The sequence below is a fragment of the Streptomyces sp. NPDC001594 genome (assembly GCF_042893675.1).
GTDB lineage: Bacteria > Actinomycetota > Actinomycetes > Streptomycetales > Streptomycetaceae > Streptomyces.
Genome location: NZ_JBIAVB010000010.1, coordinates 207,046 through 224,793 on the forward strand (window position 1 = coordinate 207,046; position 17,748 = coordinate 224,793).

Consider the following 17,748-nt stretch of genomic DNA (forward strand, 5'->3'; position numbering starts at 1 on the left):
CCGGGTGGTCAGAGGGAGCCGTGGAAGGTGCGGTTCAGGACGTCGAGCTGCTGGTCGCGGGTGAGGCGGACGAAGTTGACCGCGTAGCCGCTGACGCGGATGGTCAGCTGCGGGTACTTCTCCGGGTGCTCCATGGCGTCCATGAGGGTGTCGCGGTTCAGGACGTTGACGTTCATGTGGAAGCCGTCGACCGCCATGTAGCCGTCGAGCACGCCGGCGAGGTTGCGGATCCGTTCCTCGGGGGTGCGGCCGAGGCCGTCGGGGGTGACCGTGTTGGTGAGGGAGATGCCGTCCTCGGCGTCCCCGTAGGGGAGCTTGGCGACGGACAGCGCCGAGGTGACGTAGCCGTGGGTGTCGCGGCCGTTCATGGGGTTGGCGCCCGGGGAGAACGGCTCGCCGGCGCGGCGGCCGTCGGGGGTGTTGCCCGTCTTCTTGCCGTAGACCACGTTCGAGGTGATGGTCAGGACGGACTGGGTGTGTTCGGCGCCGCGGTACGTCTCGTGCTTGCGGATCTTGCGCATGAACTCCTCGACCAGGCGGACGGCGATGGCGTCGACGCGGTCGTCGTTGTTGCCGTAGGCCGGGTGGTCGCCTTCGACGAGGTAGTCGGTGGCGAGGCCGGTTTCGTCGCGTACGGGGGTGACCTTGGCGTGCTTGATGGCGGACAGGGAGTCGGCGGCGACCGCGAGGCCGGCGATGCCGCAGGCCATGGTGCGGCGGACGTCGCGGTCGTGGAGGGCCATCTCGATCCGCTCGTAGGCGTACCGGTCGTGCATGTAGTGGATGACGTTCAGGGCGTGGACGTAGGTCTGGGCGAGCCATTCCAGCTGTTCGTCGAACCGCTCCATGACCTCGTCGTAGTCGAGTGCGCCGGGGGCCGGGGCGGCGGTCCGCGGGCCGACCTGGGCGCCGGAGAGCTCGTCGCGGCCGCCGTTGAGGGCGTAGAGCAGGGTCTTGGCGAGGTTCACGCGGGCGCCGAAGAACTGCATCTGCTTGCCGACGGGCATCGCCGACACGCAGCAGGCGATGGCGGTGTCGTCGCCGAAGCGGGGGCGCATCAGTTCGTCGGACTCGTACTGGACGGAGGAGGTGTCGATGGAGACGCGGGCGCAGAACTCCTTGAAGCCCTGGGGCAGGCGGGGTGACCAGAAGACGGTCATGTTGGGTTCGGGGGCGGGGCCGAGGTTGTAGAGGGTCTGCAGGTAGCGGAAGGAGGTGCGGGTGACGAGCGGGCGGCCGTCCTCGCCCATGCCGGCGATGGACTCGGTGACCCAGGTGGGGTCGCCGGAGAACAGGGCGTCGTACTCCGGGGTGCGCAGGAAGCGGACGATGCGGAGCTTGATGATGAAGTCGTCGACGAGTTCCTGGGCCGCTTCCTCGGTGAGGAGGCCGGTCTCGATGTCGCGCTGAAGATATATGTCGACAAAGGTGGAGGTGCGGCCGAGCGACATGGCTGCGCCGTTCTGCTCCTTCACGGCGGCCAGGTAGGCGAAGTACAGCCACTGGATGGCCTCGCGGCCGGTGGCGGCCGGGCCGGAGATGTCGTGGCCGTAGGACGCGGCCATCGCCTTGAGTTCGGCGAGGGCGCGGATCTGTTCGGCGAGTTCCTCGCGCAGGCGGATGGTCTCCTCCAGCGAACGGCCGGCTGCGGGGAATGCGTTCAGCTCGTCCTTCTCCTCCTTCTTGGCGGCGATGAGCCGGTCGGCGCCGTAGAGGGCGACGCGGCGGTAGTCGCCGATGATGCGGCCGCGGCCGTAGGCGTCGGGGAGGCCGGTGATCACGCCGGCCTTGCGGGCGGCGCGGATGTCGGGGGTGTAGGCGTCGAAGACGCCGGCGTTGTGGGTCTTGCGGTATTCGGTGAAGACCTTCGCCAGTTCCGGGGAGACGGGGTAGCCGTAGGTGTCCAGGGCGCCGGCGACCATCCGCCAGCCGCCGTTCGGCATGATGGCGCGCTTGAGGGGGGCGTCCGTCTGGAGGCCGACGATCAGGTCCTTGTCGCGGTCGACGTAGCCGGGGGCGTGGGAGGTGATCGTCGACGGGATGTCGTGGGCGATGTCGTAGACGCCCTTCTCGCGTTCCTGGGGGAACTTGTCGGTGAGGGACTTCCACACGGCGGTGGTGCGTTCGGTGGGGCCGGCGAGGAAGGAGTCGTCTCCCTCGTACGGGGTGTAGTTCTGCTGGATGAAGTCGCGGACGTCGATGGCGTCGCGCCACAGGCCGCCCTTGAAGCCGTTCCAGGCTCCGGTGTGCATCGTGGTTTCCGCAGGGGTGGCAGTCATGGCCGGCACCTTCCGAGTCGCCTCATCGCTTGTCTCCATTGCACGCCTTTTGATCGATCATTTGGTGCCGCGATGGTCCTCACTCCCGGCCCGAAGGTCCTGCCGCTGGAGCGGCCGGCTCCTGCCTCACTGCGCTTGAGCTGGGGTTTTCGGAGGGGACCAAGGCCCATCGCGCACTTGTGAAAGTATTCACAAGTATCTCCACGGGGCGCCCGAAAAGACGATGATCCGATCTATCGCCGCCCCTGTGGATATCGCGGCACCCCTCCCCGGCGGCCCCGCGCAGCATGGAGACGTGGGAGCGGGGCCGGCGCGGAAGGGAGCGCGGGTCAGCTGGGGGCTTCTGCGCCGGGCCGGGCGTAGAACCACCAGGCCACGACCACACAGCTTGCGTAGAAGCCCACGAATCCCCACATCGCACTGGTCACGGCGAAGTTGGCGAACATCGCCGGGATGAAGAAGAACCCGTAGGCGGCGATCCCCGCGGTGAAGCCGGTCACCGCGCCGGACTCGATCTCCGCCTGCTTGAGGGCCGCCGCGTACTGCGGGGTGCCCTCCGTCAGCCCCTTCAGGTGATGGCTCCGGAAGATCACCGGGATCTGCCGGAAGGTCGAGCCGTTACCGACACCGGAGAAGAAGAACGCAGCCAGGAAGCAGAGGAAGAAGCCATGGAAATCACCCGTCCCCGAACCGCCGGGCAGGAAGTTGATCACGCCGATGATCGAGGCGGCCATGCCCGCGAAGGACAGGATCGTCACCCGCGCCCCGCCCAGCCGGTCGGCGATCCAGCCGCCCGCCCAGCGGGCCAGCGCGCCCAGCGCCGGGCCCATCCAGGCGTAGGTGGCCACCGAGTAGGCCGGGAAGGTGGTCTTGATGAGCAGCGGCAGCGCGGCGGCGAAGCCGATGAAGGAGCCGAAGGTTCCGACGTAGAGCCAGGTCATCAGCCAGTTGTGCTTGCGCCGAAAGATGATCTTCTGCTGGCTGAAGGGGGTGGAGGCGACCTTGAGGTCGTTCTGCCCGAACCAGGCGACCGCCGCGAGCACGACCACGACGGGGACCCAGACGAAGGCCGCGTTCTGGAGGTAGATCTCCGAACCGTTCGCCTTCTTCTGCCCCGCGCCGATCGCCAGCACCGAGGAGGTGATCAGGATCGGGGTCAGCAGCTGGACGACCGAGACGCCCAGGTTGCCGAGGCCTCCGTTGATGCCGGTCGCGTTGCCCTTCTCCCGCTTGGGGTAGAAGAAGCCGATGTTGGCGAGGGAGGAGGAGAAGTTCGCGCCTCCGATGCCGCAGAGCGCGGCGATCGCGACCATCGTGGTGTAGGAGGTGCCCGGGTCCTGCACGGCGAAGCCGAGCCACAGCAGCGGGACGATCAGCACCAGCGTCGACAGGGCCGTGAAGCGGCGCTGCCCGACCATGGGGCCGAGGAAGGTGTAGAAGATCCGGGCGGTGCCGCCGGTGATGCCCGGGACGGCGGTCAGCCAGAACAGCTGCGACTGGGAGTAGCCGAAGCCGACGTCCTTGAGGTTGGTCGCCGTGATGCTCCAGACCTGCCAGACCACGAAGGCCACCAGGAGTGCCGGGACCGCGATCCACAGGTTGCGGGTGGCCACCCTCCTGCCCGTGGACTGCCAGAAGGACGGATCCTCGGGCGTCCACTGGGTGATGGTGCGGCCCGGGCGGTACTGCGCCGGGTCGGCCAGTACCTCCGGCGCTTGCTGGGTTGCCGTGCTCATGGCGTCGTCCTGACGGTCGAGAAGGGTCGTGGCCCTTCCAGGCTCTGCCCGCGGGGGTGGCGGGCGGCAGGGGCGAACGTCGTGCGGGCGGCCGGACAAGGTCCCGGAGCGGGAGGTGCGTTGGTCGGTTCGCCGTCGCCCGCGTCCGCCCGGGGTACCCGGGGGCCGCGGGCCGCGCGCCTCGGCTGCGGGGCGGCCGGCCCCTGGTGTGCTGGGCGGTATGACGTACGTACCTATGACCGCCCGCAGCCGCGTCGAGGTCCACCGGACCGCGACGACCCTGGAGCTCTTCTTCGACCTCTGCTTCGTCGTCGCGATCGCGCAGGCCGGCCAGCGGCTGGTGCACGCGCTGGCGGAGGGGCATCCGGGCAGCGCGGTGGCCGGCTACGGATTCGTCTTCTTCGGCGTGTGGTGGGCGTGGATGAACTTCACGTGGTTCGCCTCCGCCTACGACTGCGACGACGTGCCCTACCGGGTCACGACCCTCGTGCAGATCGCCGGGGTGCTCGTCTACGCGGCCGGGGTGAGCCGGGCCTTCGACGCGAACGACTGGACGGTGGCCGTCATCGGCTACCTGATCATGCGGGTGGCGCTGACGGCGCAGTGGCTGCGGGCGGCGGCCGGGGAGAGCGGGGCGGCTCGGGCCGCGGCGCTGAAGTACGCCGCCGGGCTGCTGCTGTGCCAGGCGGGGTGGGTGGCGCTGCTGTTCGCGCCGGACGCCTGGAAGCGCTGGCTGTTCCTGGTGCTGGTGGTGGCGGAGCTGCTGGTGCCGGTGGTGGCCGAGAGCGGGCACCAGACGCCGTGGCACGCCCATCACATCGCGGAGCGGTACGGCCTGTTCACCATCATCGTGCTGGGCGAGACGATCGCCGCGAGCACGGTGGCGGTGAAGTCGGCGATCGACGAGCACGAGGCGCTGGCCGTGCTGCTGCCGATCGCGGCGGGCGGGCTGCTGATCGTCTTCGCCGCGTGGTGGATCTACTTCGCGGTGCCGATGCACGAGCGGCTGAACTCCAACCGGGAGGCGATCCCGTGGGGCTACGGCCATCTGCTGATCTTCGCTTCGGGTGCGGCGATCGGGGCGGGGATCGAGGTGGCGGTGGAGCACGCGGTCGGCAAGGCGCACATCTCCCAGGTGGCGGCGAACGCGGCCGTGACCGTGCCGGCGGCGCTGTTCCTGCTGACGGTGTGGCTGCTGCACTCGCGGCACTTCAAGAGCGGTGTTGCCCAGCAGCTGGTGCTGCCGGTCTCCGCGGTGGCGATCCTCGCCTGTACCTGGGCGGGTTCGTACGCCGTGCTGTACGCGGGGCTGGTCGCGACGGCGGCGGTGGTGGCGGGGACGGCCCTCTCGGCGCGTACCTCGGCGCGTACGGCGGCTGCCGCCGTCTGAGGCCGTGGCGCCGGGGCCGTCACCCGGGCGGCGCCGCCACCGTTCTCCAGCGCAGGACGCCACGCGACGGGCGACAGCAGAGAGGCACCTCGGATGACACTTCCCTCACAGAGACTCGCGACCGACCCCGGTGGGGAACTGGCCGAGCCGGGCTTCTGGCAGCGGCCGCCCGCGGACCGTCTCGCGGCCTTCGCCCGGCTGCGCGCGCTGGACTCCCCCGTGTTCGTCCCGGAGGGCGGCGGCCGGGTTGGGCACTGGGCCCTCGTGCGGCACGCGGACGTGCAGGAGGCCAGCCGGCTGCCGAAGGTGTTCGCGAGCGCCCCCGGGGTGACCACGCCGGAGCCGGCGCGGTGGGTGCGGGCCCTGTTCGGGGACTCGATGGTGAACCTGGACGGCCCGGACCACGCGCAGTTGCGGAAGATCGTGCAGCGGGCGTTCACACCGCGGCTGCTGGCGGCGGCGGAGGAGGACATCCACGCGGTCGCGGCCGAGATCGTGGACGACGTCCTGGAGCGGCGGCCCGACGAGTTCGTCTCGGCGGTGTCCTCCCGGCTGCCCCTGGAGGTCATCTGCAACATGATGGGGATCCCGGAGCGCTACCGGGCGGAGATCGCCGACCGGGTCAACCACGCCTCGGAGAACATCGGCGTGGAGCGGGGGCTGGCGTCGCGGCTGCGGATGCCGGGGCGGGGGCTGCGGGCGCTGGCGCGGATGCAGCGGATGGTGGCGGGCATCGGGCGGGAGCGCCGCCGCAACCCGTCCGACGACCTGATCTCGGCTCTGGTCTGCGCGAACGTGGACGGGCAGGCGCTCGGTGCCCGGCAGTTGGGGGCCTTCTTCAGCTTGCTGATGGTGGCGGGGGTGGAGACCACCCGCAACGCCATCACGCACGGGCTGACCCTACTGACCGACTTCCCGGACCAACGGGACCTGTTGCTCTCGGACTTCGAGAAGTACGCGGACGGGGCGGTGGACGAGATGATCCGGCACTCGACGCCGATCATCCAGTTCCGCCGGACGGTGACGGCCCAATACTCCCTGGGCGGCCGCGCGTTCGGTCCGGGGGACAAGGTCGTGCTGTACTACGCCTCCGCCAACCGCGACGAGGCGGTCTTCCCCGACCCGGACCGTTTCGACATCACCCGCTCGCCCAATCCCCATCTGGGCTTCGGCGGTGGGGGCCCGCACTTCTGCCTGGGCGCGCACCTGGCCCGGGTGGAGATGAAGGCCCTGTTCCGTGAGCTGCTGACCCGGCCCGTGGGCCTGCGGGCGGTGGGCCTGCCGGATCTGGCGGGGTCCAACTTCGACAACCGCGTCCGTTCGCTGCGGTTCGCCTTCGAGGCGCCCTGACCGGAGGGGCCCGGGAAAAGGGGCCGGCCGTCGGGCAGGCTGGGAGCCCGGCGGCCGGAGCGCGGCGGCCGCCGCCGCGGCTACTTCTGCAGGGTCTGCACCGTGAGGACGCAGTGGGCGCTGCCGGTCAGCACCGCCTCGTCCCCGGCGAAGCCCTGGAGCAGCTCTGGTGTCACCACCTGGCCGGGAACGGCCTCGGGCCAGGCGCGGGTGGCGAACAGGAAGTAGGCCTGGCCGCTTTCGCCGGCCGCGGCGACCCACTCGGGCGGCGCGGTGCAGGTGGCGTTGAGCCCGGGCATGGTCAGGGCGATCTGGTCGTCGGCCAGCAGGATCTGCACGGGGAAGGTGCGCGGGTTGCGCGTTCCGTCCATGACCACGTCGCCGATCTGCAGGCCGATCTCCTCCAGCAGCCCGCGGGCGGCCGCCTCGCTGCCCTCGCGGCCCTGCGGGCCGTCGCCGAGGGTGTAGGCGATGAGGTACGGGACGTCGTGCCCCTCGGAGGGGTCACCGATCCAGGCGAGAACGGAAAGGGTGCCGAGCAGGGAGCGGTCTGTTTCGGCTTGCGTTGAAGTCATGCGCCGCACCTTAGTGCTCTCCCGCCCGGGCCTTTCACGGCCTTTCACCCGGGCGGGCTACACGGCCCAGAATCCCCCTCCGGAATTCGGCCGCGTGTTCGCGTCCTGGTACTGGAGCCGCACAATGCGCTGGTTTTCCGGGATTTCGAACACCACCCATCCTTCGGCCCGCTCGCCGACCGCCAGGGAATCGAAGACGAGTGGTTTGCCGGTGGTCAGTTCCCCGGTGCGCACCATCGGGTGGCGCTTGCCCGCGCCGTCGTACGCCCACATGCGCCCGAGTGCCCCGTACGAGGCCCCGCCGACGTTGACGAAGGACATGGAGGCGGCCACCCAGCGCTTGCCGGCGGGCGGCGCGTAGTTGGGTTCGACGCTGACCGCGGGGTCCACGAACGCGCCGAGCACCACCTGGAGGTGTCGACCCACCGCCTGCCCTTGCACCCGTACGGAGTCACCCACATGGGCATCCTTCGCGGCGCCCGCCGCGGCCGCACGGTCCGGGCCGGCGGGCTCCTCGTCGGCGCCGGGCGCACCGTCGTCCACGGGGACGGCGGGCGCCGCGGCGGGGGCGGCCCCCGCCCCCTCGGTGGCGCTCTGGCAGGCGGTGGCGGTCAGCAGCAGGGCGGGCAGGAGGACGGCGGCGGCGAGGACGGAGGCGGTCTGACGCATACGGGGACCCCTTCGGGGTTCTGCGGAAGGGAAGGTGGCGTTTGCCGGAGATGTCTTTCGGCCAGTCTCACGCGCCCGAGCGGGGAATTGCACACACCGACACGAGCGCGCGGAGCGAGTTGGCCGCCGACTGCCAGCACAATGCGTTCCGGCGGAATCCCGCCGCCCCCACCCACCCGGAGGAAAAATGCGCACCCCCGCCCGCCGAATGGCCCTGACCGCCTTCTCCGCCCTGGCCGCGACCGCCCTCTTCGCCACGCCCGCCCTGGCCACCGTTTTCCACCAGGGAATTTCCATGAGGCCGCAGGCCCACGTCAACCGGCAGGGCGAGGTCGTCCTTTCCGGCACCTACCACTGCGAGCTCTCCCCGACGTCGGGGTCGGTGCAGATCAAGGCCACCGTCGTCCAGGACGGCAACCAGCTGAGCATCGGCGCCGGCGAGGTGTTCTGCGACGGCCGGGAGCACCACTGGAAGGCCGTGAGCCCGCTGACGGCCGGCCTGCACGAGGGCCCGGCGCGCGCCGTCGCGGAGCTCCAGGAGATCCACATGGCCGGGCTGATGCCGCGTGCGCTCAGCACGGTCGCACAGGACCGGCAGGACATCGAGGTGGTCGTCGACCACCCGTAGCGCGGATGACGGTCCGCGGGCGGGGTCCGGTAGCCGCCGCTACCGGCACTCCGGCGCGACACCCGTCATCGACATGAACGCGACCGCCTGGCAGCCGGGCCCGCTGTGCGGCCGCCCGGTCGTCCGGTCCACGACCGCGTGCCCCCCGGCCGCCAGGAGCAGCACCAGGAGCGTTATCACGATGCCCGTGACGGTGCCCCTGCTCAGGCGGCGCACGGCTCGTTCCGACGGCCGCGCGGAAGACCACGCTTCGGTTTCATGGCCGAATCATGACTCCGCTCCCCGCTCCCCACAACCCGGGGTGACCGTCCGGTCACGGAGCTGCGCGCTCACCCCGTGCCGCGCGGGGCTCCGTCCGCGTCGAACTCGCACCACACGGCCTTGCCGTCGCCCCGGGACTCCACCCCCCAGTGCGTGGCCAGCGCGTCCACCAGCAGCAGCCCGCGCCCCGTGGTCGCCGCCTCGCCGGGGGTGCGCCGGCGCGGCCACACGCTGGAGCGGTCCTTGACCCACAGCCGGATCCGCCGCACCGGCTCCGGCAGCACCTCCATGGTCAGCACGGCCCCGCCGTCCGTGTGCAGCAGTGCGTTGACCAGCAGTTCCCCCGCCGCCAGCTCGACGTCGTCGGCCAGTTCGCCCATGCCCCAGTCGCGCAGGGCCTGCCGCAGGGCGTAGCGGGCCTCGGAGAGGCCTTCGGGGTCGGCCTGGTGGACGTACTGGTGGATCCGGGGTGCGCGGTGCGTGCCCGGGTCGGGGGCGCGCCGCAGGACGAGCAGGGCGACGTCGTCGCCGGAGCCCCAGCGCTCCCAGAGCCGGTCGGAGAGGTGGTCGGCGAGTTCCCCGGGGCTCTGCGGGCCGCTGCGCACGGCGTGGGCCAGCGCGTCCATGCCGGCGGTGATGGTGGAGCCGGGCTCCTCGACGAGGCCGTCGGTGCACAGGACGAGCGTCTCGCCGGGCACCAGGTCCAGCCGGGTCTCGGGGAACTCCTCCTCCCCGAACGCCGAGGCCAGCCCCAGCGGCAGGCCGCCGCGCACGTTGGGCCAGCCGGTACGGCCGTCCGTGTGCCGGATCAGCGGGCCGAGGTGGCCCGCGCGGACCGCCCGTACGCCTCCGGTCTCCAGGTCCACCTGTGCGTACATACAGGTGGCGAAGCGTTCGGTGTCGAGTTCGGCGAGGAAGCGGGAGGCCCTGGCCAGGACGGTGGACGGGGGATGCCCCTCGCCGGCGTAGGCGCGCAGGGCGATGCGCAGCTGGCCCATGATGGCCGCGGCGTGCGTGTCGTGGCCCTGTACGTCGCCCACCACGATCCCGACGCGGTCGCGCGGCAGGGAGATGACGTCGTACCAGTCCCCGCCTACCTCCCGTCCGCTCCACGCGGAGTGGTAGCGGACGGCGATCTCCCCGCCGCTGATCTCGGGGATGCGGCGCGGGAGCATGGAGGCCTGGAGGCCGGTGGCGAACTCGCGTTCCTGGTCGAAGAGGAGGGCCCGCTGGAGGGACTGGGCGACGATGCCGGCCAGGCCCAGGCACAGGTTCTGCTCCTCGGGGCTGAACTCGGTGCGCCGCCGGTAGAAGAGCACGAGCCCGCCGATGGCCCGGGCCTGGGCGATCAGCGGCAGGTAGGCGGCGGCGTCGAAGCGGATGCGGCGCAGGTAGTCGGCCAGCAGGGGGAACTCGTCGGCGAGGGTGGTGAGGGAGGTGACGAAGCGCGCCTGGCGGGTGATCACGGCCTGCGACAGGGGCAGGGAGCCGTCCAGCCGGGTGAACTTGCGTTCGTCGAGGATCTCCAGGGATTCCCCGCTCAGCGCGATGATCTTGATGGCGTCGTTCTCGACGAGGCCCAGGGCCAGCCCGTCCGCCCCGAGCCGCTCCAGGGCGCCGGCGCCGGTGAGGGCGGCCGTCACGTCGTCGACGGTCACGGCCCGCGACAGCGCCTCGGTGGTGCGCTGGACGATGGCCGCCTGCTGGATGCGGGCGTTCTCCAGTTTCCGCAGCACCGTGGCGTGGGCCAGCTCCGCGGTGGCGTCGCGGACGATGCCGACGATCCGCAGGGCCCTGCCGTCGGCGTCGCGCAGGATCCGGCCCTGGGTGTGGGTCCACTGGTCGCGGCCGTCGCGCCGGCGGACGGTGAAGTACGAGCCGTAGGTCTCCCCGCCGCCCCCGAGCACTCCGTCCACGGTGTCCTGGAGGCGGGCCGAGTCGTCGGCCGGGATGCGCAGGCCGAGGCCCCGGGGGGTGTGGTCGAACTCGTCGGGCTCCAAGTCGAAGACCGACAGCCCGGCCTCGTCCAGGACGAGGGTGCCGCTGTCCAGGTCCCATTCGAAGCTGCCCATGCCGTTGAGCGCGAGCCGCTCCCCGGGGCCCGTCAGGGGGCGGGGCGCGCCCTGCCCCCGGCCGTCCCGCTCCGCCGCTGCCACCAGACACACACCACCTAACGGCCGGGCCAGCACGGCTGCGAGATCAGCCGCTCCCACTCCTCGTCAGGATGCCCCGGAAGGGTGCGCCCGGCCTCCCGCCAGCGCTTGACGAGGGAGAGGTAGATCTCCGCCGGGTCCCCGGCGTACGGTCCGGAGCCGTGGCGGCCTGAGCCGTACGCGCCGCCCTGACCCGAGCCGTACGCGCCGTTCTGGCCGCCGCCGTACGCCCCGTGCTGTCCCTGCCCGTGCGGCTTGCCCGTGGCCGCCGGCGGGGGCTGCTCTCCCCGGCTGGCGGGGATGCGCACCCAGCCACGGCCGCCCTGTGCTCGCTCCGCGTCCATCGCGGACCCCTCTCAGGTGGATCTCAGCGTAGCTACGTCTCCGGATGTCCGGCGGACGCCCGGACCGGCCGGGCCCCGCACGCCGAGGCGTTTGCGGACTCCCTTCACCAGTCTCCCCGCCGTGAAGCCCGCACCGTGCACGAATCGCATGGAAGGTCCGAATGAGGGAGCCGTCAGCAGCCCCGCGAAGAACAGTCCCGGCCACGACGACTCGAAACCGGGGCTCAGCTCGGGGGTGTCCCCCTCCCCCACGGTCGCCAGCGCGCCCCGCAGCCCCGCGTCGAGGAGCTCCAGCCGGGCGAGGCGCGGGGTGAAGCCGGTGGCGGCGATGACGTGCGCGGTGTCCAGGACGACGGACTCCCCCGCGGCCGTGGTCAGCCCGAGCCGGGTCCGGCCGCCCACCGCCACCGCCCGGTGCAGCCGGTGCCCCATGAGCGCGGGCACCCGCCGCTCGAAGCGGTCCCGCAGCCACCACGCCCCGGCCGGCCCCAGGGCCGTGGCGGCGATCCGCTCCCGCGTCGGCGCGGGCAGCCCGCGCACCGCCCAGGGCAGCTCCGACCAGACCCAGCTCCGCCAGCCGGTGCCGAGCCCGCTGTGCGGGTCGCGCAGGGCCCGCAGCGCCGGTCGCCGCAGCGGCTGCGGGACGGTGTTCCAGTTCAGCCGGGACCGCCGGGCCACCAGGCAGGGCCGGGCCCCGGACTCGGCCAGCAGGGCGGCGGTCTCCAGCGCGGCCTGCCCGGCGCCGAGGACGGCCACGTCCTGCCCGGCGAAGCGGGACAGGTCGCGGTGGCCGCTGCTGTGCGAGTAGTGGGCCGGGGGCAGGTCGCGCAGGGCCTCGGGGTAGTGGGTGAACGGCATCACCCCGACGGCGAGGGCCACGGTGCGGGTGAGGAGCGGCGGGCCCTCGGCGGTGCTCACCCGGAAGCCGTCGCCCTCGGGGGCGACCTCGGTGACGGTGACCTCCTCCACCTCGGGCAGGCCGGCGTGGCGGGCGAACCACAGCCCGTACGCGCTGAAGGTGCCGATGGGCAGCGGGCTGCCGTGCTCCGCGGCCAGGCCCAGGCCGGCGCAGTACTCGGCGAGGGTGTGGCGGCCGCCGGGGGCGGAGAGGTTGGAGGACCAGGGCTCGGACTTGAGGTACATGCCCTCGGGCATGTGGTCGCGCCAGGAGGCCATGGGCCGGCCCAGCACCCGTACGCCGAGCCCGGCCGCCGCCGCGTGCGCGGCGATCGACAGCCCGTACGGGCCCGCGCCGACCACCACGAGATCGTCCATCCGCCTCACGGCCGCTCCTCTTCCTCCAGCACGACCACCGCCACGCCGTAGCGTGACGGCCCGTCACCAGGTCACCGGAGCACCGTCACCCCGGCGTGCACCACTACGTCCCGGGTCCCGTGAGGCACCCGTCACCCGGTCGCCGGGGCGCCCGTGGCCCGGTCATCGCGACACCAGCTCGTCCGGTTCCGCGGGTGCCTGCGGGGACCCCGGGGGCGCGGGCACCGCCGGCGCGCCCTGCCGGACGACCGCCGGGCCGGCCTCCGGGAGGCCGTCCCCGCGCGCCCGCCCGCCGCCGCCGCGCTGGCGCGGGGCCCGCACGGCGCGGACGGTGCGCCGCCCCTGGGCCGGGACGCCGCGCAGGAGGCGCACGCCCTTGCCCAGGCCCCGGCCCAGGAGGGCGCAGAGCATCGCCAGGAACGGCGCGGGGTCGTCGGCGGCGAACCAGGCGGCCTCCACCCGTGCGCCCGCGCCCCTCAGCCGCGGCAGCGAGCGCCCGCGCACCGACGCCAGCAGGGCGTAGTTCTCCGCCACGAAGACCCGCCCGGGACCGCCCGCGGGCTCCGGGACCCGTTGCCCCGTCAGGTCCAGGTACATCGCCTGGACCACGTCCAGTCCCGCGTCGTCCGCGAACAGCCGGAACTGCGCCCCCGGCCGCGGGTTGAAGTCCACCAGCCGGGCCTCGCCATGCTCGTCGCGGCGGAAGTCGAGGTCCAGGATCCCCTGGTAGCCGAGCCGTTCGGCGAGCCGCAGCCCCGACTCCTCCACCGCCGGGTCGGCCAGCCACCGCCCCACCGCCGTCAGCCCCGCCCGGACCGGCCACGCCTGCTCCTTGCGGCCCGACCCGGCCAGCAGCGGCCGCCCGCCCCGCCCGAAGGCCCCGTGGAAGAACCAGTCGGTGTCGGGCCCGGCGGGCAGGAAGCGCTGGAGCAGCAGCGGGCTCCCGGCCTCGGCGGAGCGCGCGTACAGCTCCCGCGCCCCGGCGGCGCTGTCCACCAGCGTGGTGCTGCGCAGCCCGGTCCCGGCGGGCAGCAGCCACGGCCTGCTCCACTTGGCGACCACCGGCAGCCCCAGCGTCCACGCGGCCCGGGCCGCCTCGGCCGCGCTCTGCGGGATGACCGTCTCCGGGTGCGGGACGTCCCAGCGGGCGCACAGCCGCGACAGCTCCGCCTTGTCCGCGACCCGGGCGGGCAGGTCGTCCGGCTGATGGGGGATCCGGAATCGGTCCGTCAGCATCGGGGCCACCCGTGACACGGCGATGGCGCTCAGGTCGTCCATGGCGACGAGCACGGCGGGCCGGCCGATCCGCTCCGACACCCCGACGAGGCACTCCAGGAGCGCCTCGGGCGCCTCCGGGTCCAGTCCGCCGGCCGGCCCGGGGTGCGTGGCGCGCAGGTACCGCGAGCGACCCACGGGACCTCCTCCGGCTTCGACGACGGCATGGACCTCCACGCCCCGGCGGCCGAGGGATCTGACGGCGCCCAGGGTTCCGTGGTGGAACGGATTGCGATCGAGTCTGAGCAGAACTGCGGGCACTTGGCCGTCGAACGCGTACATACAAACGGACTTTCACCTAGTCGGACCAAACAGGATGGATGCGCAGCTGCGAATGGCCTAGGCGGCGGCCACCTGACAGGCCGTTCGTCAGATGTGATGTCTAACGTCTGTGGCAAGCACACCGGTTCGGCAGAGCTCGGGAGACGACATGCCCAGACCACACCACCGCCTGGTGAGCACCTGCGTCGGTACGGTCACGGCCGGGCTGCTCGCCACCGGCGCCGCGCTCGCGGCGCCGCCGGACGACGATCCGGCCAAGGGCTCCGACACCGCGTTCGGCGCCTATCTCGACTACGGGGCGGCCGGCGTCGCCCGCATCCCCTTCCTGTCGCGCTGGCTGGGCGGCCGGGAGATCCGGGTCGGGCACACCTACCTGCCGGGCGACTCCTGGGCCGGCATCGAGGGCCGCGTCCCGTTCCTGGAGGACTGGGCGCGCTGGCGGCGGGCCGAGGACGACCGGATGTTCGTCCTCAACGTCCCCATGCAGGCCCGCAACGAGGGCCGGGTGCCCGACTGGCAGGTGGCCCAGCTGATCCGGGCGGGCGCGCGGGGCGAGTACGACCGGCACTTCCGGGCGCTGGCCGAGCGGCTGGTGGAGCTGGGCGTCCCGGACACGGTGGTCGTGCTCGGCTGGGAGATGAACGGCACCACGTACACGCACCGCTGCGGCCCCGACCCGGAGCACTGGAAGGCGTACTGGAACCGGGTCGTCAACACGATGCGCTCCGTCCCCGGGCAGCGCTTCAAGTTCGATTTCACGCCCAACCGGGGGACCGACGCGATCCCGTGGACCGAGTGCTACCCGGGCGACGACGTGGTCGACGTCATCGGCATGGATTCGTACGACCAGGGCCCCGGCCGGACCTTCGACGACCACGTCAGGCAGCCGTACGGACTCCAGCAGCACGTCGACTTCGCGAAAGCACACGGCAAGCGGATCTCGTTCCCGGAGTGGGGGCTGTTCCGCAACGGGGACAACCCGGAGTACGTGCGGCGCATGCTCCAGTGGATCGACCAGCACCACCCGCTGTACCACACCATCACCGACTACTGCCCGCACGGCGTCTGGCAGTGCAAGCAGAACCCGATGTCCTCCAAGGCCTTCCGCGACGCACTGACCGACCAGGGCCCGGTGGTGGTCCCGACCCCCGTGGTCCCGACCCCGGTGGTCCCGACCCCCGTGGTGCCCACGCCCGTGGTCCCGACCCCGGTGGTCCCGACCCCGGTGGTCCCGACGTCCGTCGTCCCCACGCCGGCCATCCCCACCCCCCAGGTCCCGACCCCGCAGGTCCCCACGCCCACACCCACCCCCGAGGCGTCCCCGTCCCCCACCCCGACCCCGAAGCCGACCCCGGTCGCACCCGAGCCCCAGCCCCTGCCCACCCGGCCCGCCCCGTCCGCGTCCCAGCCGCCGAAGCCGCAGCCGAAGCCGGAGCCCAAGCCGCAGCCGACGCCGAAGCCCGAACCGAAGCCGCAGCCCCAGCAGCCCGTCAACAGCAAGCAGTGGTGCCTGCCGCTCGACTTCGGCGACTGGCTCTCGAAGCTGATGGGCAAGCAGTCGGTCTGCATCACCTTCGGCGGCTGGGGCGGGGACTCCGGGTTCTGGCCCTTCTAGCCGGGTCATCGCACCCGCAGTTCGTTCAGCCGCGCCCGCCAGTCCCGGGCGGCCGGCAGCGCCTCGCGCAGCGCCCCCACCGCCCGCTCGCGCCCCGTGACCTGCGACTCGTGCAGCCGCAGCAGGGGCGCGAGCGCGTGCGTGGACAACAGCAGGCGCTGGTTGACGACCGTCTCCGGACGCCAGTGGTTCTTGTACGGCTCGTTGCCGCGCAGGAAGCTCACCACCGGCCGGCCCTCCTCCAGCGCCCGCCCGGCCTCGTAGCGCAGCAGCAGCGTCGCGACGTCGACCTTCCGCTCCCGCAGGTCCGGGTCCGCCCCGTACAGGTAGCCGCCGCTCAGCGCCGCGGACAGCAGGGTGACGTTGGACGCCACCACCTCCCCGTCCAGCCGGAACTCCGTCAGCCGGCCCTCCCCCGCCCGCACCATCCGCCGGGTGGCCCGGGTCAGGTGCTCGGCGAAGCGGGGCCGCAGGTGTTCGGGGGTCACCCCGCGGCCGCGCCACTGCTTCTCGTGCAGCCGCAGCAGGGTCCGTACGGCCTGCGGCACCTCCTCCTCGGTGACCTCGTGCTCCTCGATCCCGGCGGCGTCGGTCTTGCGCAGCTTGGCCCGCACCCGCTGGGCACCGGAGGCCGGCATCCGCTTGACGAGCTGGTCGAACGGGAGCGCGGGCAGCTCCATGCAGGTGGAGTCGGTCAGCCGGCTCGACACCCCCGGCCAGGCCTCGAACACGGCGTCGGCGGCCGCCCCGGGCCGTACCTCGCGCAGGTCGACCACGGCGCTGCGGGCGGCCCGGTGCAGCCCCTGCGCCAGGGCGGGCACGACCTGCTCGGCGTGCTCCCGCGCCACGAGGACGTCGAAGTAGTCGGTGATCGGCCCGCCCAGCGGCACCAGCCGCGGCAGCGGCCGGTGCACGAGCATCAGCGCGGCCGCCCCCACGAGGTCCTGCCCGCGCCGCACGAGCAGGATCCGCAGCCGCCCGTCCTTGCCGTACGACAGCCACCACGAGTGCAGCCAGGCGTGGCTCTGGAAGGGGGTGGCGGTGGGACACTCCCGGACCAACCGGTTCCAGGACTCCTCCAGCGCCGCGAACTGCCGGGAGTCCCGGCACAGCGTCACCGTCAGGGCCCCGGTGGAGCCCTTCGTCATCGCACGGACTCCTTCTCCTTGGTCTCGGAGCGCTCGGCGAGCTCGGCGTGCTCGCCCTGGGCGGGCAGGGAGGCGTACTCCTCCACCACCGGGCGCTCCGCCGCCTCCTGCTCCTCGGGCCGGCGGCGGCCGGGCCGGGCCAGCAGCCACAGCCCGCCGAGCAGCCCGCCGGCGCACAGTCCGACGGCGGCGCTGATCGCGGCGGACGGGGAGGCGGGCTCGGTCGGCGCGACGGCCTGGCTGAACAGGAGCAGCTGCACGCCGGTGTTCTTGGCGGCCTGGTTGCTGCTCAGCGAGAGGGCGTCGGCGACGGCGTTGGCGATGTCGGCGGCCTCGGAGGGGCTCTTGGAGGTGCCGGTGATCGCGATCATCGGGGAGTCGGGGGAGGTCTCGGCGCGGACCCGGGTGCGCAGCTGCTGGGCGCCGATGCCCGCGCGGGGCTGGGCGTAGGCGAGGGTGGAGCTGCTGGTGGCGATGCGGCCGTAGGCCTGGGCGAAGCCCTGGGCGGTGGCCGGCTCGGTGGTCTCGTTCGGCACGGCGACGACGTAGCTGGTGGCCGCGTAGTCGGGCGCCTTGAGCACCCCGTACGCGCCGCCCGCGGCCAGTCCGAGCAGCGCGCAGGCGGGCAGCGGCCACCAGGCGGGCGGCGGCAGGAGCCTGCGCTTCCTGCCGGAGCGGCGGTCGGGCTTGTCGGACTTCTTGTGGTCCGACTTCTTGTGGTCCGACTTCTTGTGGTCGGCGGTGTCGGTCATGAGCGGTGCTCACTTT

At 72.8% G+C, this 17,748-nt stretch carries 15 protein-coding genes; 4 read left to right on the forward strand and 11 right to left on the reverse strand.

Translation table 11 applies throughout. The features are described from left to right. Positions 1-8: 8 nt before the first annotated feature. Positions 9-2,279 (reverse strand): formate C-acetyltransferase, encoded by a 2,271-nt coding sequence (pflB, locus tag ACFY0O_RS21260; protein WP_388948602.1) that lies wholly within the window; start codon positions 2,277-2,279, stop codon positions 9-11. A 329-nt stretch (positions 2,280-2,608) separates the two neighbouring features. Further along, on the reverse strand, positions 2,609-4,015 hold the full coding sequence (locus ACFY0O_RS21265) for an MFS transporter (RefSeq protein WP_388948604.1): 1,407 nt from the start codon (positions 4,013-4,015) through the stop codon (positions 2,609-2,611). A 220-nt stretch (positions 4,016-4,235) separates the two neighbouring features. Between ACFY0O_RS21265 and ACFY0O_RS21270 the strand changes: the two genes are divergently transcribed. Both ACFY0O_RS21270 and ACFY0O_RS21275 read left to right on the forward strand, forming a co-directional pair. Further along, positions 4,236-5,405, forward strand: a complete 1,170-nt coding sequence (locus ACFY0O_RS21270; RefSeq protein ID WP_388948607.1) for a low temperature requirement protein A — start codon at positions 4,236-4,238, stop codon at positions 5,403-5,405. A gap of 93 nt (positions 5,406-5,498) precedes the next feature. Continuing rightward, the gene (locus ACFY0O_RS21275; RefSeq protein ID WP_388948609.1) at positions 5,499-6,755 is read left to right on the forward strand and encodes a cytochrome P450; all 1,257 of its coding nucleotides are present in this window, start codon (positions 5,499-5,501) and stop codon (positions 6,753-6,755) included. 80 nt (positions 6,756-6,835) lie between these two features. On the opposite strand, the gene ACFY0O_RS21280 is transcribed toward ACFY0O_RS21275, so the two are convergent. Both ACFY0O_RS21280 and ACFY0O_RS21285 read right to left on the reverse strand, forming a co-directional pair. After that, positions 6,836-7,330, reverse strand: coding sequence for a DUF5949 family protein (locus ACFY0O_RS21280; RefSeq protein WP_388948612.1), 495 nt, complete (start codon positions 7,328-7,330; stop codon positions 6,836-6,838). Positions 7,331-7,387: 57 nt separating this feature from the next. Further along, entirely contained in the window at positions 7,388-7,999 is a 612-nt protein-coding gene (locus tag ACFY0O_RS21285; protein ID WP_388948613.1) for a DUF4352 domain-containing protein, read from the reverse strand. Positions 8,000-8,186: 187 nt separating this feature from the next. Here ACFY0O_RS21285 and ACFY0O_RS21290 point away from each other — a divergent pair, with 187 nt between their 5' ends. Next, positions 8,187-8,627 carry a DUF6299 family protein gene (locus ACFY0O_RS21290; RefSeq protein ID WP_388948616.1) on the forward strand — a complete coding sequence of 147 codons (441 nt, stop codon included), beginning with the start codon at positions 8,187-8,189 and terminating at the stop codon, positions 8,625-8,627. Positions 8,628-8,666: 39 nt separating this feature from the next. Here the strand turns inward: ACFY0O_RS21290 and ACFY0O_RS21295 are convergent, their stop codons facing one another. The 5 genes from ACFY0O_RS21295 to ACFY0O_RS21315 form a co-directional block, all read right to left on the reverse strand. Continuing rightward, on the reverse strand, positions 8,667-8,843 hold the full coding sequence (locus ACFY0O_RS21295) for a hypothetical protein (RefSeq protein ID WP_388948619.1): 177 nt from the start codon (positions 8,841-8,843) through the stop codon (positions 8,667-8,669). A 113-nt stretch (positions 8,844-8,956) separates the two neighbouring features. Continuing rightward, complete coding sequence (locus ACFY0O_RS21300) at positions 8,957-11,044, reverse strand: SpoIIE family protein phosphatase (RefSeq protein WP_388948622.1); 2,088 nt, start codon at positions 11,042-11,044, stop codon at positions 8,957-8,959. Positions 11,045-11,058: 14 nt separating this feature from the next. Next, entirely contained in the window at positions 11,059-11,385 is a 327-nt protein-coding gene (locus tag ACFY0O_RS21305; RefSeq protein WP_388948625.1) for a hypothetical protein, read from the reverse strand. Between the two features lie 12 nt (positions 11,386-11,397). After that, the gene (locus ACFY0O_RS21310; protein WP_358897266.1) at positions 11,398-12,660 is read right to left on the reverse strand and encodes an NAD(P)-binding domain-containing protein; all 1,263 of its coding nucleotides are present in this window, start codon (positions 12,658-12,660) and stop codon (positions 11,398-11,400) included. 162 nt (positions 12,661-12,822) lie between these two features. Then, the gene (locus ACFY0O_RS21315; protein ID WP_388948627.1) at positions 12,823-14,073 is read right to left on the reverse strand and encodes an ATP-grasp domain-containing protein; all 1,251 of its coding nucleotides are present in this window, start codon (positions 14,071-14,073) and stop codon (positions 12,823-12,825) included. A 292-nt stretch (positions 14,074-14,365) separates the two neighbouring features. Between ACFY0O_RS21315 and ACFY0O_RS21320 the strand changes: the two genes are divergently transcribed. Then, positions 14,366-15,832, forward strand: coding sequence for a glycoside hydrolase family 26 protein (locus ACFY0O_RS21320; protein WP_388948630.1), 1,467 nt, complete (start codon positions 14,366-14,368; stop codon positions 15,830-15,832). Between the two features lie 5 nt (positions 15,833-15,837). Here the strand turns inward: ACFY0O_RS21320 and ACFY0O_RS21325 are convergent, their stop codons facing one another. Continuing rightward, entirely contained in the window at positions 15,838-16,980 is a 1,143-nt protein-coding gene (locus ACFY0O_RS21325) for a GNAT family N-acetyltransferase (protein ID WP_388948633.1), read from the reverse strand. Next, positions 16,977-17,732, reverse strand: a complete 756-nt coding sequence (locus tag ACFY0O_RS21330) for a lipopolysaccharide biosynthesis protein (protein WP_388948635.1) — start codon at positions 17,730-17,732, stop codon at positions 16,977-16,979. The genes ACFY0O_RS21325 and ACFY0O_RS21330 overlap by 4 nt, the downstream gene beginning before the upstream one ends. Positions 17,733-17,748 lie beyond the last annotated feature (16 nt).

Coding starts and splice junctions, on each gene's coding strand:
- pflB (WP_388948602.1), bottom strand. CDS start 2,279: ATGACTGCCACCCCTGCGGAAACCACGATGCACACCGGAGCCTGGAAC.
- ACFY0O_RS21265 (WP_388948604.1), bottom strand. CDS start 4,015: ATGAGCACGGCAACCCAGCAAGCGCCGGAGGTACTGGCCGACCCGGCG.
- ACFY0O_RS21270 (WP_388948607.1), top strand. CDS start 4,236: ATGACGTACGTACCTATGACCGCCCGCAGCCGCGTCGAGGTCCACCGG.
- ACFY0O_RS21275 (WP_388948609.1), top strand. CDS start 5,499: ATGACACTTCCCTCACAGAGACTCGCGACCGACCCCGGTGGGGAACTG.
- ACFY0O_RS21280 (WP_388948612.1), bottom strand. CDS start 7,330: ATGACTTCAACGCAAGCCGAAACAGACCGCTCCCTGCTCGGCACCCTT.
- ACFY0O_RS21285 (WP_388948613.1), bottom strand. CDS start 7,999: ATGCGTCAGACCGCCTCCGTCCTCGCCGCCGCCGTCCTCCTGCCCGCC.
- ACFY0O_RS21290 (WP_388948616.1), top strand. CDS start 8,187: ATGCGCACCCCCGCCCGCCGAATGGCCCTGACCGCCTTCTCCGCCCTG.
- ACFY0O_RS21305 (WP_388948625.1), bottom strand. CDS start 11,385: ATGGACGCGGAGCGAGCACAGGGCGGCCGTGGCTGGGTGCGCATCCCC.
- ACFY0O_RS21310 (WP_358897266.1), bottom strand. CDS start 12,660: ATGGACGATCTCGTGGTGGTCGGCGCGGGCCCGTACGGGCTGTCGATC.
- ACFY0O_RS21320 (WP_388948630.1), top strand. CDS start 14,366: ATGCCCAGACCACACCACCGCCTGGTGAGCACCTGCGTCGGTACGGTC.
- ACFY0O_RS21325 (WP_388948633.1), bottom strand. CDS start 16,980: ATGACGAAGGGCTCCACCGGGGCCCTGACGGTGACGCTGTGCCGGGAC.
- ACFY0O_RS21330 (WP_388948635.1), bottom strand. CDS start 17,732: ATGACCGACACCGCCGACCACAAGAAGTCGGACCACAAGAAGTCGGAC.